The sequence below is a fragment of the Microbacterium sp. BG28 genome (genome assembly GCF_034044005.1).
In the GTDB taxonomy this organism is placed as follows: domain Bacteria; phylum Actinomycetota; class Actinomycetes; order Actinomycetales; family Microbacteriaceae; genus Microbacterium.
This window is the reverse complement of the sequence record NZ_JAXCHA010000002.1, coordinates 482,264-495,185: the sequence shown is the minus strand read 5'-3', so window position 1 is coordinate 495,185 and position 12,922 is coordinate 482,264. Positions and strand designations below refer to the sequence as shown.

Annotated in this window: 22 protein-coding genes; all 22 read right to left on the bottom strand. The window is 67.4% G+C overall.

Features of this window, described 5'->3' with window-relative positions; genetic code table 11:
- Positions 1 to 183: 183 nt before the first annotated feature.
- The 22 genes from SK224_RS08155 to SK224_RS08050 all read right to left on the bottom strand — a co-directional run bounded on the left by SK224_RS08155 (position 184) and on the right by SK224_RS08050 (position 12,921).
- On the bottom strand, positions 184 to 429 hold the full coding sequence (locus tag SK224_RS08155; protein WP_320434229.1) for a hypothetical protein: 246 nt from the start codon (positions 427 to 429) through the stop codon (positions 184 to 186).
- Positions 426 to 1,280 carry a hypothetical protein gene (locus SK224_RS08150; RefSeq protein WP_320434228.1) on the bottom strand — a complete coding sequence of 285 codons (855 nt, stop codon included), beginning with the start codon at positions 1,278 to 1,280 and terminating at the stop codon, positions 426 to 428. Before SK224_RS08150 ends, SK224_RS08155 begins: the two co-directional genes overlap by 4 nt.
- Positions 1,277 to 1,486, bottom strand: coding sequence for a hypothetical protein (locus SK224_RS08145; protein ID WP_320434227.1), 210 nt, complete (start codon positions 1,484 to 1,486; stop codon positions 1,277 to 1,279). Before SK224_RS08145 ends, SK224_RS08150 begins: the two co-directional genes overlap by 4 nt.
- A complete protein-coding gene (locus SK224_RS08140; RefSeq protein ID WP_320434226.1) occupies positions 1,483 to 1,650 on the bottom strand; it encodes a hypothetical protein in 168 nt (55 codons plus the stop codon). The genes SK224_RS08145 and SK224_RS08140 overlap by 4 nt, the downstream gene beginning before the upstream one ends.
- On the bottom strand, positions 1,643 to 3,127 hold the full coding sequence (locus tag SK224_RS08135) for a nicotinate phosphoribosyltransferase (protein WP_320434225.1): 1,485 nt from the start codon (positions 3,125 to 3,127) through the stop codon (positions 1,643 to 1,645). The genes SK224_RS08140 and SK224_RS08135 overlap by 8 nt, the downstream gene beginning before the upstream one ends.
- Positions 3,124 to 3,984 (bottom strand): phosphoribosyltransferase family protein, encoded by an 861-nt coding sequence (locus SK224_RS08130; protein ID WP_320434224.1) that lies wholly within the window; start codon positions 3,982 to 3,984, stop codon positions 3,124 to 3,126. Before SK224_RS08130 ends, SK224_RS08135 begins: the two co-directional genes overlap by 4 nt.
- A complete protein-coding gene (locus tag SK224_RS08125; protein WP_320434223.1) occupies positions 3,981 to 4,379 on the bottom strand; it encodes a hypothetical protein in 399 nt (132 codons plus the stop codon). The genes SK224_RS08130 and SK224_RS08125 overlap by 4 nt, the downstream gene beginning before the upstream one ends.
- A 29-nt stretch (positions 4,380 to 4,408) precedes the next feature.
- The gene (locus SK224_RS08120; protein ID WP_320434222.1) at positions 4,409 to 4,714 is read right to left on the bottom strand and encodes a hypothetical protein; all 306 of its coding nucleotides are present in this window, start codon (positions 4,712 to 4,714) and stop codon (positions 4,409 to 4,411) included.
- Between the two features lie 133 nt (positions 4,715 to 4,847).
- Complete coding sequence (locus SK224_RS08115) at positions 4,848 to 5,243, bottom strand: hypothetical protein (RefSeq protein ID WP_320434221.1); 396 nt, start codon at positions 5,241 to 5,243, stop codon at positions 4,848 to 4,850.
- A 67-nt stretch (positions 5,244 to 5,310) separates the two neighbouring features.
- Positions 5,311 to 6,084, bottom strand: coding sequence for a hypothetical protein (locus tag SK224_RS08110; protein WP_320434220.1), 774 nt, complete (start codon positions 6,082 to 6,084; stop codon positions 5,311 to 5,313).
- A 17-nt stretch (positions 6,085 to 6,101) separates the two neighbouring features.
- Positions 6,102 to 7,814, bottom strand: a complete 1,713-nt coding sequence (locus tag SK224_RS08105) for a DNA cytosine methyltransferase (protein WP_320434219.1) — start codon at positions 7,812 to 7,814, stop codon at positions 6,102 to 6,104.
- A complete protein-coding gene (locus tag SK224_RS08100) occupies positions 7,811 to 8,137 on the bottom strand; it encodes a hypothetical protein (protein ID WP_320434218.1) in 327 nt (108 codons plus the stop codon). Before SK224_RS08100 ends, SK224_RS08105 begins: the two co-directional genes overlap by 4 nt.
- A gap of 13 nt (positions 8,138 to 8,150) precedes the next feature.
- Positions 8,151 to 8,651 (bottom strand): single-stranded DNA-binding protein, encoded by a 501-nt coding sequence (locus tag SK224_RS08095; RefSeq protein WP_320434217.1) that lies wholly within the window; start codon positions 8,649 to 8,651, stop codon positions 8,151 to 8,153.
- A complete protein-coding gene (locus tag SK224_RS08090) occupies positions 8,651 to 8,812 on the bottom strand; it encodes a hypothetical protein (protein ID WP_320434216.1) in 162 nt (53 codons plus the stop codon). Before SK224_RS08090 ends, SK224_RS08095 begins: the two co-directional genes overlap by 1 nt.
- Positions 8,809 to 9,183 carry a hypothetical protein gene (locus SK224_RS08085; RefSeq protein ID WP_320434215.1) on the bottom strand — a complete coding sequence of 125 codons (375 nt, stop codon included), beginning with the start codon at positions 9,181 to 9,183 and terminating at the stop codon, positions 8,809 to 8,811. Before SK224_RS08085 ends, SK224_RS08090 begins: the two co-directional genes overlap by 4 nt.
- Positions 9,180 to 9,905: a hypothetical protein gene (locus SK224_RS08080; RefSeq protein WP_320434214.1), complete on the bottom strand. Its 726-nt coding sequence runs from the start codon at positions 9,903 to 9,905 to the stop codon at positions 9,180 to 9,182. Before SK224_RS08080 ends, SK224_RS08085 begins: the two co-directional genes overlap by 4 nt.
- Positions 9,906 to 10,129: 224 nt before the next feature.
- Positions 10,130 to 10,657, bottom strand: coding sequence for a hypothetical protein (locus SK224_RS08075; RefSeq protein ID WP_320434213.1), 528 nt, complete (start codon positions 10,655 to 10,657; stop codon positions 10,130 to 10,132).
- On the bottom strand, positions 10,654 to 11,475 hold the full coding sequence (locus SK224_RS08070) for a hypothetical protein (protein WP_320434212.1): 822 nt from the start codon (positions 11,473 to 11,475) through the stop codon (positions 10,654 to 10,656). Before SK224_RS08070 ends, SK224_RS08075 begins: the two co-directional genes overlap by 4 nt.
- A 13-nt stretch (positions 11,476 to 11,488) precedes the next feature.
- On the bottom strand, positions 11,489 to 11,860 hold the full coding sequence (locus SK224_RS08065; RefSeq protein WP_320434211.1) for a hypothetical protein: 372 nt from the start codon (positions 11,858 to 11,860) through the stop codon (positions 11,489 to 11,491).
- Positions 11,857 to 12,159, bottom strand: a complete 303-nt coding sequence (locus SK224_RS08060; RefSeq protein WP_320434210.1) for a hypothetical protein — start codon at positions 12,157 to 12,159, stop codon at positions 11,857 to 11,859. Before SK224_RS08060 ends, SK224_RS08065 begins: the two co-directional genes overlap by 4 nt.
- A gap of 1 nt (position 12,160) precedes the next feature.
- The gene (locus tag SK224_RS08055; protein WP_320434209.1) at positions 12,161 to 12,664 is read right to left on the bottom strand and encodes a hypothetical protein; all 504 of its coding nucleotides are present in this window, start codon (positions 12,662 to 12,664) and stop codon (positions 12,161 to 12,163) included.
- A complete protein-coding gene (locus tag SK224_RS08050; protein ID WP_320434208.1) occupies positions 12,661 to 12,921 on the bottom strand; it encodes a hypothetical protein in 261 nt (86 codons plus the stop codon). The genes SK224_RS08055 and SK224_RS08050 overlap by 4 nt, the downstream gene beginning before the upstream one ends.
- Position 12,922 lies beyond the last annotated feature (1 nt).

Below are 12,922 nucleotides of genomic sequence, written 5' to 3'. Positions count from 1 at the left end.
CCTCCACGATTGGAGCCGGGAACTCGTGATCGGGACACCTGTCGAAGTCCCGCAGCGCCGTCCACCCGTATCGAGCGGCGTCCTCGCGAGCCTTCTCCTTCGTCGCATACGGCGAGACGCGTCGAATGGTGCAGGGGCCAGAGATGTCATGGTCGCAGGTGATGACGACGACCCGATAGGCGCTCATCCCTGCTCACCCCCGGCCTGATCCTCTGCCTCGTTCGCTTCCTCTACTGCCTCGATGCTTGCCAAGACGTGTTCGAGGGCGAGTTGAGATAGCCCAGAGTGAGCGCACGCCTCGGTGCAGAACTCGCGCGGCTTGCCTAACTCCGGGCCGGCACCGACCGAGATGGTGAACCAGTCACCCAACTCGTAGTCGTCTCGCTGGCGAGTGTCGCCGCAGCTGTCGCACATCTGAACAGTGCTCACGCTTCACCCCCAACCCGAGCAGCAGCCTCCAGGGCTCGCCGTGCGTCAGCGCGCCAGACCGCCGCGCGACGCGGATCATCGACCACCACTCGTTTCCAGGAGTAGCTCGAATGAGAGTCGGGGTCCTCGAACATTGCTCGCGCCGCAGCCTCTACCTGCTCCTCGGTGGGCGGCGACGGGCGGCGGAAGCCGGCAGCCTCGGCCTTCACCATCAGCGTCAGGGGCCACTCGGCCTCGCGAAGATTACGAAGCCACCCGCGACGCGGATCGACCTCCGTGCCCTCCTCGTTCAGCGCCTCCGGGACGCCCTGGTAGAAGCACTCACCGTCCTCGGACAACCCGACGATGAGATGCTCGTTGATCGCGTTCACGAACACCATCTCGTGATCGCTCGACTCCGCGAACAGCGCCTCGACCTGCCGCTCGTTCGCGAAGGTGACCGTCCGCTCGGGCTCTTCGGTGGGCGGGGACGGGCGGCGGAAACCCGCAGCGAGGATTGCATCACCGATACGCCTGGCGTCGATCCCAAGGAGTGCCTGATGTGAGCCGCCGTCGTACAGATGGACGTCTCGCGCGATCAAGGTGAGGAGGTCGCGGTCGTCGGTGGTGGGCGTCTCGGGGAGCGCGGCCACCCCGTTGGCGAGCGCTGCCGCTCGGGCCAATGCCTCGCGCGCCGTCCCCTCAGCCGTCACCGCGCGGTCGTGGTACGCCTGCACCTCCTCGCGCAGCGCCTCGTGGCTGCGGAGGATGCCCTGGAACGTCAGCAGATGCTCCCCGCGACCATCCTTCGCGATGAAGCCCTCCAGCGCCCGAACTGCTTCGATGTCCGGACGGTCTTCGGTGATACTCACGAACCACTCCCCTCGGTGTCGGGGTAGGAATCAACCCAACCCTCTTGGATCAGTTGCTCCGCCATATCGGCGAACACGAACCCCTCGTCCGGGACGATGATGTCGAAGCTGATGCGCGCATCCGCTCGAACGATCTGCTCGAGCACGTCCGCGAGGTCGTCTCGCAGTGCGAATGCTCGTCGGTGAAGGTCTGTCTGCTTGCTCACTTCGTGTCTCCCTGTGCACTGGACTCGGACGGGCGGCGGCCCACGGTGATGCGTGCACGCCGCTGGTGGAGGCGGGCGAACCAGCGCGCCCACGCCATCGCCCCCGCGGGGGTGCCGCGGTAGCGAAAGGTGGGCGCGCCGGCGCTGATGGTGTAGTCAGTCACGTGCCGCCGCGAGCACTGCGCGCACGTCGGCGAACGACTGGTAGCGGAGGAACGCGCCGTCCTCCCACACGGGCTGCAGCAACGATGTGGCCTCTTCGGCGGGAGTGGCCTGCTCAATGAGAGCGAGGTCGCCGAGGATGTCTCGCGCGATCGCGAGGCGGCCGGTGGCGGACTTCTTGAGGCCGGTATCAGTGACGGGATTCTTCTGGATCGCGCGGCCTTCACCGTCGATCTCGACCCACGTCGCCTTCATCGCGGACCCGAAGGTGTCGCGCGTGACGTACTGGTAGCTGTAGCTGCCGACACCGAACACGACGTTGCTGGACGCGAAGCCCTTGTCTGCGAGGCGGGCGGTGATCCGCGCCGCCCGGTCCGGGGTGATGCTGTCGCCGTAGATCGCGCCGATGTGGGGGTCGAGCACCTTGAACCCCTCGACGTTGATGGTGCCGCCGAACTCCTCCCAGAGCAGTTCGATGAGCCCCTTCTGTGCGGGCGTCCGCGGATCGTCGGGAAGCAGCCACTCGTCGTCGCCGGTGAGGATCTTGACGGGGTCGCCGGAGTCCGGACGGATGACGACCTTCCCGTCGCGCGCCATGATGCGATCGTGGAGCTGCGGCAGGATGCTCGTGACGACATGCCAGAGATCCCACGTGTCGGAGACGATGCTCACGATGCCCGACGGGTACAGGTCGAGCAGGCGCGAGTAGGTGCCGAGCTCGTCGTCCTGGCCGCCGGCGCACATGACCGAGTGCTCGGTGGCCGGCACGGATGCGAGCACGAGACCGTTGTCGCCGGCGTAGTAGCGGTTCACCCAGTCGAGAGCGGCGAGCGTGTCGCTGCCCTTGAAGCTGAGCAGATGTCCGGCGGCGGATGCCGCGGCCGCCTCGCTGCCCGCCATGCCGCGGTAGCTGAAGTCGTGGAGCTGGAAGTCGACCGTGGTCGGGTCGGCGCCCGTGACCTCAGCGGCGTTGTCGAGCATGCCGCGGTAGTAGTGCGCCGTCGTCGCTGTCGTCGACGGCTGCCACACGGACGCGCTCAGCACCGTCTCCACGAAGTTCGTCAGCCAGAAGAACTCCGGGTGCGTGTTCTCGACGGTGAACGACGGCACCCGCAGCGGGACCGGCGTGCCTTCGGGAACGGCGCTGAACCGCAGCGGCAGGTAGCCGAGCCGGTGGAGTGCTCGGATGTGGTCGCTGCCCACCTCGTTCGGGCCGAGGATCGAGGCGATGGCGGCTTCGTACTCGGCGACGACCGCATCCTCGTCCGCAGCGAAGAACGGCTCGAACGCTTCGATGCAGTAGCGCTGCAGGAACGCCTGCAGCCCGAAGTGCACGACGTGGTCGATGCCCGGGACGCGACTGCCTCGGTTCGTGAAGTTGGAGTAGACGCGCGTGGTGCCCGGCGGGTACTGGCGGCGGTGGTCGATCTTGTACGCGTCGGATTCAAGCAGCGGTGCGATCGGGCTGGGCTTGGTCACTGGATGGCTCCGTTCAGGGTGGAGGCGAGAGAGATGACGTGCGCGAGCACGTTCGGTGGCGGGGCCGGCGCGAACGAGTCAGTCGTCCACACCTCCCCGTAGTGCTGGCCGAGGTAGCCGGCGCGGCCGGAGAAGACGCCGTGGCTGACGTACAGGCCCAGGCGCTCTCGTGGGAGGCCCGTGGCCTCTGCGAGCCCGACGAAGGTGCCGCCGCCGTCGCAGATGTCGTCGACGACGAGGAAGTCGCCGTGCTCCGGCAAGGGCTCGCACGTGAAGCCGGACAGCTTGCCGGTGTCCGGATCGCGATGCTTCGACGCCGTGTAGAGCGGCAGATGCGTCGCCTCCGCGATGCTCGCCGCTCGACTGACCGCGCCTTTGTCGGGGGCGATGATGCCGTCATACCGCTGCGCGGCATCCCGGTCAGCACGCCCGACGATGTGGTGCCGCACGAGCCGCGCCGGCTCGATGACCGTCGCGTTCCGCAGCAGCCCCGGCATGATCGAGCTGTGCGGGTCGAACACGATGACCTGGTCGACGCGCAGCGAGTTGATGAAGTCCGCGTACACGCCGGCACCGAACGGCACGAAGTCGAGGTGGTCGGCGCGGGCGCCGGGCAGGTACGGCATCTGCAGCACCCTCCGGGCGCCGCGCCGGAACGCGGCATCCGCCCACATCGCGAGGGTGAACAGGTCGTCGCCGCCGGCACCGTAGAGGCGGGCGACCTCGGTGAGTTCACCCTTGCCCGCGTTGTCGTTCGCGACCTTTATGTGCGCCTCCCCCGCTGGGAAGCGCATCGACTCGAACGTCGGCGTCGTGTCGAAGCCGGGCCCGATCCGAGTCGAGAGGACTACCGTCACTGGACCCCCGTGGAGAGGTCGAAGTCGGGCAGGATGTTCTCCGGCTTGAGGATGATGCGCGTGTGGTAGACGCTCACGTCGATTCCCTCGAGCTGTGTCGATACGTAGGTCACGTTGTCGCTGAGCCCGAGGTAGTGCTTCCGGTAGTCGTTCTCGCCGTGCTTACAGGTGACGACGAGGTCGCCGTCTCGCGTGATCGAGCAGCGTCCCTCGACGGAGAACAGCACCTCGTCGGTGATGCCGTTGATGCCGACGATGAGTCGCTGCACCTCGAAGTTGTCGGCGGCGACGGAGATGTTGTCCGATGCCTTGCGGGCGTCCGACGTGCAGCCGGCGAGGCCGATCGCAGCGACGGCGACGAGCGCGGCGGCGGCGATCTTGGTGGTGAGCTTCATGGGTTCCTTTCGATGGGGTTGGGTGGCAGTCACAGGGCTGCCGTGAGGAGTTCTTGTTCGCGGTCGTTCATCCACGACCGCTCGAACTGGGCGAAGGTCACGCGGGGATGCGTGCGCCAGTGCTCGATGAGCTCGTCGGATGCGTACGCTCGCGCGCGGGTCTCGTTGCCCATGAACAGGGACAGGGAGTCGATGTCGCGTGCACGGCCGCGCGCGTTGAGCAGGGCTCCGTTGGTCGCGGCCTCGGCGCGCACGTAGTTGGCGTAGAGCGTGAGGTCGTAGTCAGCGCGGCACTCGCGCAGCAGCGCGAACGCCTCGGACACCAACGCGCTCAACTCGCCTCCTGCCGTTGACGGTCGACGCCTTCGACGTGACACGAGCATCCGCAGTCGGTGGGCTTGTCGTTCTCGTCATCCCACGCGTTGCCGAGGCATGCGCGGTGCTTGCCGTCGCGGCAGTCGGGGTCGATCATTCGACGGCCTCGACGATGAGCATGCTCGAGGCGCGGCGTGTGCCGCCCTTGTGGGACGAGAGGGAGCGAACGAACAGGTCGATGTCGCCGTTCCGCCCTGGGAGGCGCTTCGTTCGTTCGATGCGCCAGACGGCGGCCGAGGCGGGGCCGAACTTCGACTGGACGAGCTCGCCCACCTGCGGTTCGTCGGTCGCCGGGCGGACGGTGCGGTAGCGGGCGCCCTTCTTGGGGAGCGTCGCGGCCAGTGCGTTGGTGAGCCGGACGAGCAGAGAAATGCGGGGGTCCGAGGCTGTGCCGGTGCGGATCAGATTCGCGATCTCGTAGGGCACGGCATCAGCGAGGGAGTCGATGTGCGCTCGCGCTTCGGCGACGAGCGCTTCGTTGTCGTGCATGGTTCTCCTTTCATGCGAGAGCGGGCGGCCGCACGTCGTGTGCAGCCGCCCGCTCGAGGGGGTGTTGTCAGCCTTGCCAGACCGAGGGCATGGCCTGGGGGCGGATGTCGGTGACCCTCCGCTCCCCCTTGTCGATCTCGCGGAACAGGGCCGTGATGACGGGCCCGTACTTGTCCAGCCACTCGAACCAGTCCGCGGTGAACCGGCAGTTGTAGCCGAGTTCGGGCGGGTAGCCGTAGTCGGTGCCGCACATGACGATGAGCTCGTCGCCGACCTCTGCTGGGCCTTTTCGCCACAGGTGGGCGAGGTGGCAGATCGGGCACGCGAGGTACGGGATGCGGCGCATGCCCACCTCGGAGTCCGGCCACCGCTTGAGCGCCATGTTCATGCGCTTCACGAGCACGACGGCCCGCTTGGCGCCTTCGCGGGTCTGCACGATTGCTTCGGGGTTCGTCCACTCCGCGATGGCTTCGCGGGCCAGGACGAATGCCTCGTCGATGGACGCCGTCGACGGGATGGGTGGCTGCCCGAGGGCGTCCATGAGGGAGTCCGCCGCCATCCACGTCTCGGGAAGGATGAGACGCTTCTCCATCGTCGTGTCGACCCGTTCGCCGACCGCCTGCGCCATCTTCTCGATGCTGCGGAGGTGAACGATCAGGTTCTCGACGCGGGAGAGCGCATCCAGCGTCTTCGCCCAGCAGACTCGGCAGAGCAGGCCGTGTTCGGCGTCGCGGGGGACGCATCCGCGGCATCCGTCCTGCGGACAGGTCGCCCAGTGCTCTTTCCGGAAGCACGGGCGGGGTCGGTCCGCTCCCCCAAGGTGCTGCAGGTCGTGCGTCACGCACTCTGTGATGTCGGTCAGGCTGCGTCCTCCAACCAATCGAGGCCGAGCTGGTCGGCCGGGGTGTCGCCGAGCGCCACGCGCGCGAGGAGACCGAGGTAGTGCGCGACGTTCGACGCCACGGCATTGCCCGCCATGAGCGTGTTCTCCGAGCCGTTGCCGGTGAAGACGTAGTCACGCGGGAAGCGCTGCGCGGTGGCGTGCTCGCGCCAGCGCAGCATCCGGAACCGGTAGTCGGAGATGTCGATGGCGTCGACCTCCTCCGGCGTCGCGGTAATCCGTGCGCGGCGGGTCGGCGTCACGAGCGAGACGTTCGGCTTGCTCACCATCGTCGGAAGAGGCTCCGTGACTGGCTTGTTCATGTGTCCGATCGCCTTGTAGTCGAGGCCGCCGTGGTGCTTTGACAGGAACGGCGTCGCGATGCCGTGATGGTTGCCAGCCGCGGCGACCGTCGGCACCGCTTCGTCCGCGGTGGAGTACGGGTGGGCGTGGTTGCGGAGCGTGACGCCGATCGGCGTCACCAACGCGTGGTGCTCCCTCGTCGTCACCGTCCCGATTGGCTCGTCGGTCCCCTGCGCTCCACCGTTGCCGTAATACTCGGCGAGGTAGGGCTGGGTGACGAGGCCGTGGATGCCGCGATCGCTCGCAGTGCGCGTCCGCATCGGCTCCATCACGCTCGCAACGCGCGATTGGTCCGGGCCGTTGTAGTCGCGCCGCTGAACGGTGAATGGCTGGACGACTGCGTCACCCGGCGTGGATGTTCTCGCTGCGAGCGGTTCAGCCGCGGGCTGAACGCGGTAGTAGGCGTCCATGTCCCCGTGGCGGGGGTGGTAGCTCTTCGCCGCGTCGTAGGAGTGACCGGTGTGCTTGACGACCTCGGTCTCTCCCCCGAACATGAGCGCGCCGACGCGGATACGGCGCATCGTGGCGGCCGCGAGGGGTCGCTTCCGGTCCCCGATGCGCTCACCGAGGTCGCTCAGATCGAGAGCGTCGAGCGCCGGCATGACGTAGGGCTCCACGACCGGGTGGCCTGGCACGGGGCACGCGTAGACGTACTGCTGGCGGTACTTCCCGATCCTCCGCCCGGGCCGCTTCCACGACTGAACCGCGCGGACGTCGCGCCCGCAGTCTGCACACGCGGCCCAGGGCCTCGGCGACACATCAGGGAAGTCGATCCCGCGCTGGTAGAAGACGAAGTACACACGATCGCGCCACTGCGGCGCGGGAGGATTCCCGTCCGACCAGACATGGGCGGCGGACACCGAGAGGATCTGATGCTCGTACCCGAGCGCCGTCATCCCGGCGAGCCAGACCTCGAAGAGCTCCCAGTCAGCGACCTCGACGACGTTCTCGACGAAGACGATCGGGGGACGCTTCGCCTCGGCGACCGACACCACGGTCATCATCGTCATGCGCGACCGCTCGCCGACATCGTCGGGGACGTGCTCGTCGAACATGTCCAGCATCGCCCGCTTCCGCTTGCGCCCGCCGGCGGGCGAGTGCCACGTGCACGAAGGACTCATCCAGTGCACGTGAGCTCTCGGCCGCATCCGGGGGTTGTAGGTCAGCAGGTCGGTGAGGAGGTGGTCCGCGCCCGGGAAGTTCGCCGAGTGCGTCTCGATCGCTTTCTCGGAGTGATTTGCCGCTTGGAGCAGAGTGAGGCCGGCTTCCTTGAGCCCTTGCGAGCTCCCGCCGGCTCCGCAGAAGTCGTCGACGAAGGTGATCGTCACCCGCGGCGGCCCTCGTACTCGTACTCGGCGTCGAGGAACGCTCCGCCGCGACGGCCTCCGAGGACGATCTCCTCGTCCCGGATGTCGTACGCCGTCAGCGGTTCGACGCGCTCGTCGTCGATCGTGAGCGGCGCGACGCCGGCGCGCAGCGGCGCATCCAGGGGCCCGCGGTCGTTCGGGCACTTGATCGACGACTTCCCGTAGGGGGTTCGGCAGTTCCCGCACGTGTGCTCGACGCGCCTCGGCGCGGGCGCCTTCACGTTCTCGAGCCACGCCTCCTCGTCGTCGGTGATGTTGGTCTGCGGGATGGTGAGTCCGGTCATGTGGTCTCCTGACTTAGAACGGGGTGTCGTCGCCGTAGGCGCCGGGGGCTGCCCATGCGTCTGCGCCGTTGGGCTGCTGCGCCCACTGGTTGGACTGCTGCGGTTGGGTTCCGCCGTTCCACTGCTGCCCGTCGCCGCCTGCGTTGTTCGACGCGGCGCGCGTGACCTGGGCGGTGGCGTAGCGGAGGCTCGGGCCGATCTCGTCGACCTCGAGCTCGATGGAGGTGCGGTTGTTGCCCTCACGGTCCTGGTAGGAGCGCTGCTTGAGTCGGCCGGTCGCGATGACGCGGGAGCCTTTCTGCAGCGACCCGGCGACGTGCTCGGCGAACTCTCGCCACACGCTCGCGCGGAGGAACAGTGCTTCGCCGTCCTTCCACTCCCCCGACTGGCGGTCGAGGGTTCGGGGCGTACTCGCGATCGTGAAGTTCGCGACGGGGAGTCCGGTTTGCGTGTAACGCAGCTCCGGATCGGCGGTGAGGTTGCCGACGACAGTGATGACGGTCTCGCCTGCCATCAGGCCGCGTCCTCCCCGGTGAGGAAGGTCTCGAACTTCTTGGCGAACGCGACGGTCTGGTCGGCGGTCACCTGTGCTCCGCCGCCCTGCAGGGCGGCCTTCATGATCGCGGCCGCATGGTGCAGCGCCTCGCTCCGGATGTCCGGGGTGCTCTTGGTCATTTGGGTTCCTTTCTGCCGCCCAGGAGGACGACGAGGTCGCCGAGGGTGGTGATGACGTACTGGTCTGCGGGGTTCGTGGTGCCCCGCCGTTTCGCGACGACGACACCGACTGGCGCGTCGTCGTTTCCGGCTTCGACGTGGGCCTCCTTGACCCACTCCGCTGCCTTGATCTGGCCGCCGTAGTCCTTCGCTTCGATGACGACGCGTTCGCCGAGTGCGGTGCGGACGCCGGAGATGTCTCCTCGGTCCTTCGCGCCGTTCCGCGCGCGGCGTTCGATGCGGTCGTCACCGAGCGCGGACGCGAGGTAGCTGGCGATGTTCGTCTCGTGCGCGGTGCCCGCGGACTTCGCGGACTTCCTCGAGCGCGTCACGCCGCCGCTCGTACGTCGGCTACGTCGTAGATCGGCAGGTGAAGCTCCTCGCGGATGCGGTCGACGGTCTTCGCGCTGCAGTCGATCCACGAGCCGATGCGGCCTGCCGACCACCGGCGCTCATGGAGGACCGCGATCACACGACGACGTTCGGGAGGCGAGAGCTCCGGCTGCTGTCCGTCGATGGCGGCGAGGACGACGGACTCATCGAGCCTCGTAAGGAAGCCAGACTCGCGCTGTCCACGTTTCCAAGCCGCGGGCTTCGCGCTCGGGTCGTCGATCGTCTCCTCGTCCCACGCAAGCGGCGGGGCGTACCCGTGCTTCGCCGCGAAGCCGCGGATACGGCGCGTCTGCCAGGTGTCTTCCGGCGGTTTCATCGCGAGGCGTTCGTACAGCGCGACGACCGCGACGCGGGTCTCCTCCACGACGAGTTCCGCGCGCATGATCCGAGGTCCAGCGTTCTTCGGCATATCGAGCATCACCGCCAACTCGGTTGAGCCGTATCCGATCGCCATGAGCGCCTGCATACGCCGGCGCGCACCGGTCGCGTCCACGCGACGCCCCGCGCCCACGCTCCGAACAGGCTTGATCCCCAAGATGGCGCGCTCAGTCGACGCGTAGATCCACGGCACGTCACCCGACCGGAGTCGCTTCAACGTCACCTCCGAGAGTCCGGCGAGCCCCGAGAGGTGACGCTGCGTCATTCCGCTGTCGAGGAGCATCCGAACGTGCGCCGCCGCGCGACTCGGATCAACGTTCCTGCGCCGTACGCCAGCGACGTGGCCCGCGCGACGGGTTCGCTCCCGCTTCGCCACGCCCTCCCTGCAGGGCTGGCACCGGCACCGGTGCGTCTTGTAGCAGGAGCTGGTCCGCCCGTGCTGATGGTCTGGTGGACACAGAACAGGCGCCCCTTCGGGCGCCTGTCGTCGTGCTCGTTTCGTTCCGGTCACGCGTCAGCCTTCGGCCAGATGCGCTCCCCGGCGACGATCTCGTCAGCGAGGACGAAGCCCCCGTCGTCGAACATGAACGCGCCGGATTCGAGGCGCCACGCGTTCTCGTTGGATTGCTCGCTCTTCGTGGTGAGTCTCCACACCTCGCCGGGCTTGGCATCCATCCAGGGCGCCGGATCAGGGTTGGCGTCGAGCCAGGCGTGCCCTGCGATGATCCAACGCTCCCGAGAGTCGCGGTTCAAGTTCTCCCAGGCGGTAAAGAACTCCTTCTGTTCGAGGTCGATCACGCCGACCGCCCGCCCATCCCCGTCATCGCTGCGGTGCTGGCGGATGAAGATGTACTCGGGGAAGCGAGAGTCGCGGTGGAGGCCGTGTGCATTGGGGTGCTGCGCGGCGAAGAGCTCCCGGAACGCCTGCTCCGCGTCCTTCCCGAGGTACTGGCCGGAGCTCGCGGCGAGGTCTCCCTCCAAGTCGCGGTCGATGGTCACGCCGTTTGAGGCGGTGAAGGGCAAGGTTACGGTCATGGTTTCTCCTTCTCTGCCGCGTCTCGGCGGCATCGTTCACATGGCAGTGGGTAGCCGGCATGCTGGGCGCACTCGGGTTCTCGCTGCGGGATGGATGTTGGGCGCGCGGCGGTGATCGCGGCCCGGATGGCGTCGGGGTCGTTGGTGATCGAGCGGAGCACGTACGCCTGCGGCTTCATGACATCGCCGCCGCGGGCGAGGATGTCGGTGGCGACGCGCATGGCTTCGGCCGGAGATACGACGACGCCCGTGCGCTCCTGGATGTGATGCAGCAGTCGGTCAGTGTTGACGCCGAGCCCGAGCAACACGACCCGAGCAGCTTCATCCGGTCCGTCGTCGATCTCGCCGCTATCAACGTGAGATGACTGACGGACTGGATCTTCTATCTCTGTCTCTAGCTCTGACTCTGACTCTGCTTTGTGCTGGGTTCGGTTCGGTTGCGAGCCGGTTCCCGGTGGGTTCCCACCCGAAACCGGACCGGAACCCACTGGGTTTTTCCGGGGGCGGCCGCCCTTCTGACCGTTGGCGCGGTTCTTCGCTGCGCGGGCCTCTCGGGCCGCTTTCGTCTCCTGGTGCTCTCCGTAGTCCCGGATCACGTATTTGTCGCCCTGGCGCAGCACGAGAGGCCGCGTCGGGTGACTAGCGACGAGTTGGTCGAGGACATCGAGCGGCCACAGGAACTCGGCGTCGGCAGCGTCGAACACGCCGTCGTTGTCCGCCTCGCGGGCCTCCCCGTTCATCTCGACGAACGCCCAACGGACCTCCACCGGCAGCCGAGTGATCTTCGGGTGCCGGTGGAAGTCGTTGGGGAACGTCATGTAGAGACGCTGGTCACGTGGCATTCATCGCACGCTCCCTTCCGAACAGCAGGTCGATGACGGACGGCGCAATCGGCGCGCCGAGGGTGACTCCGAGGAACGGCGAGGGCTTCTTCGTTGGCGCCAGGTAACGCGCACGCGGCGTGCGCGGCCCGGGAACGTTCCGTCCGTAGCCGTCTTGCCACTGGACGAGCTCGACTTGGTGGGTGGCAGGATTCCTCGCTACGAAGACGACCTCTCCGGGCCGCGCTCCGTCGAATCCAGCCTGGATGGTGCCGTAGAGCACCTGCCGGACGTGAACCCGGGGAACGAGCTTCGCCCTGTTCCGTTTCCCCCGCACCTTCATGCGCGGGAAATGGACCGGCGTCTGGGGGAAAGTGCTCATGCTTGGATCGGCTCCTGAATCTCGACGAGGACGGTGTGGTAGTTCGCCCAGGTCGTGGGCCCGGCTTTGTCGCGCTCGACGACGATCTCGACATCCGGGCTCTCGTAGTCCCGCTCCCAGCTCGATCCCGAGTTCCGAAGGATCGCCACGACGTTCGCGGTGCCTCGGTCGGACGCCTCCGCGTACCTCTGCCCGATGTGACGAACGCGAGCCCCCGCGCGCATTCCCTTCCACTCGTCGAGCCGCGTGTACCCGTGCGACTCAAGGTCGGCGATCCACTCGTCAGCCGTCTCCGGCATCTCAGCAGCCACAGCGCCCCCTCATCTCCAAGATCTGTTCCTCGAGTTCAGCTACGCGAGCCTCGGCTGCCGCGGCCTTGTCGGCGGGGCTGAGCCCATCGACGCGCTGCATCGTGAAGATGAACTCGGGCTCTGCGCCCCCGTCGACCGAGAGCTTCGTCTCGACGTAGTTCACGCCTCCCACGAGTTCGAACCACTGGCGGGAGATCTCCGAGACGAGCAAGACGGTGTACTGGGTGTCCTCGACGGTCATGCTCGCCCGACCGTCGCGCAGCTCGATGTGCTTGAGCCGCATCTGGTCGTTCGCTGACGACGGCAGCGCGCCGCGTCCGCGCTTCCGCGGCCCCCAGCCTTCCGCGGGGGCGACGATGGTGATGCGGTCGCCTTCGGGGCGCATCATCGTTTCGCCCGTGCCGTACAGCCGCTCCACGGCCTCGCGAATCGTCGACAAGGCATCGAGCGGTAGCGGAAGTCTGAACGCGGCGACGCCGCCTCTCAGGGTCATGTCATGTCCTCCCGCGCCCGAAGCGCGTCGTAGATCGGGTTCGGCTCGTCGGGCAGTTGCTCGACAACCATGAGGTGTGGGCGGTCGTGGTCGTATCGGAATGTGATCGTGCTTCGCGCGGCGACGATCTCACGAAGCGACCACGACAGCATGGGCTCCTCGCGCTCATGGATGACCTCATCGGGTTCTGCGATCCACACCCGATGCAGCAGGCCAGCCTCATCGCGGAAGAACCCCGAGAGGCTGGCCGAGGGCATC

What these genes read in the sequence shown, in the direction of transcription:
- SK224_RS08125 (WP_320434223.1), bottom strand. Translation starts at nt 4,379, where the DNA reads ATGAAGCTCACCACCAAGATCGCCGCCGCCGCGCTCGTCGCCGTCGCT.
- SK224_RS08115 (WP_320434221.1), bottom strand. Translation starts at nt 5,243, where the DNA reads ATGCACGACAACGAAGCGCTCGTCGCCGAAGCGCGAGCGCACATCGAC.
- SK224_RS08100 (WP_320434218.1), bottom strand. Translation starts at nt 8,137, where the DNA reads ATGACCGGACTCACCATCCCGCAGACCAACATCACCGACGACGAGGAG.
- SK224_RS08095 (WP_320434217.1), bottom strand. Translation starts at nt 8,651, where the DNA reads ATGGCAGGCGAGACCGTCATCACTGTCGTCGGCAACCTCACCGCCGAT.
- SK224_RS08090 (WP_320434216.1), bottom strand. Translation starts at nt 8,812, where the DNA reads ATGACCAAGAGCACCCCGGACATCCGGAGCGAGGCGCTGCACCATGCG.
- SK224_RS08080 (WP_320434214.1), bottom strand. Translation starts at nt 9,905, where the DNA reads ATGCTCCTCGACAGCGGAATGACGCAGCGTCACCTCTCGGGGCTCGCC.
- SK224_RS08075 (WP_320434213.1), bottom strand. Translation starts at nt 10,657, where the DNA reads ATGACCGTAACCTTGCCCTTCACCGCCTCAAACGGCGTGACCATCGAC.
- SK224_RS08070 (WP_320434212.1), bottom strand. Translation starts at nt 11,475, where the DNA reads ATGACGTTCCCCAACGACTTCCACCGGCACCCGAAGATCACTCGGCTG.
- SK224_RS08065 (WP_320434211.1), bottom strand. Translation starts at nt 11,860, where the DNA reads ATGAGCACTTTCCCCCAGACGCCGGTCCATTTCCCGCGCATGAAGGTG.
- SK224_RS08060 (WP_320434210.1), bottom strand. Translation starts at nt 12,159, where the DNA reads ATGCCGGAGACGGCTGACGAGTGGATCGCCGACCTTGAGTCGCACGGG.
- SK224_RS08055 (WP_320434209.1), bottom strand. Translation starts at nt 12,664, where the DNA reads ATGACCCTGAGAGGCGGCGTCGCCGCGTTCAGACTTCCGCTACCGCTC.
- SK224_RS08050 (WP_320434208.1), bottom strand. Translation starts at nt 12,921, where the DNA reads ATGCCCTCGGCCAGCCTCTCGGGGTTCTTCCGCGATGAGGCTGGCCTG.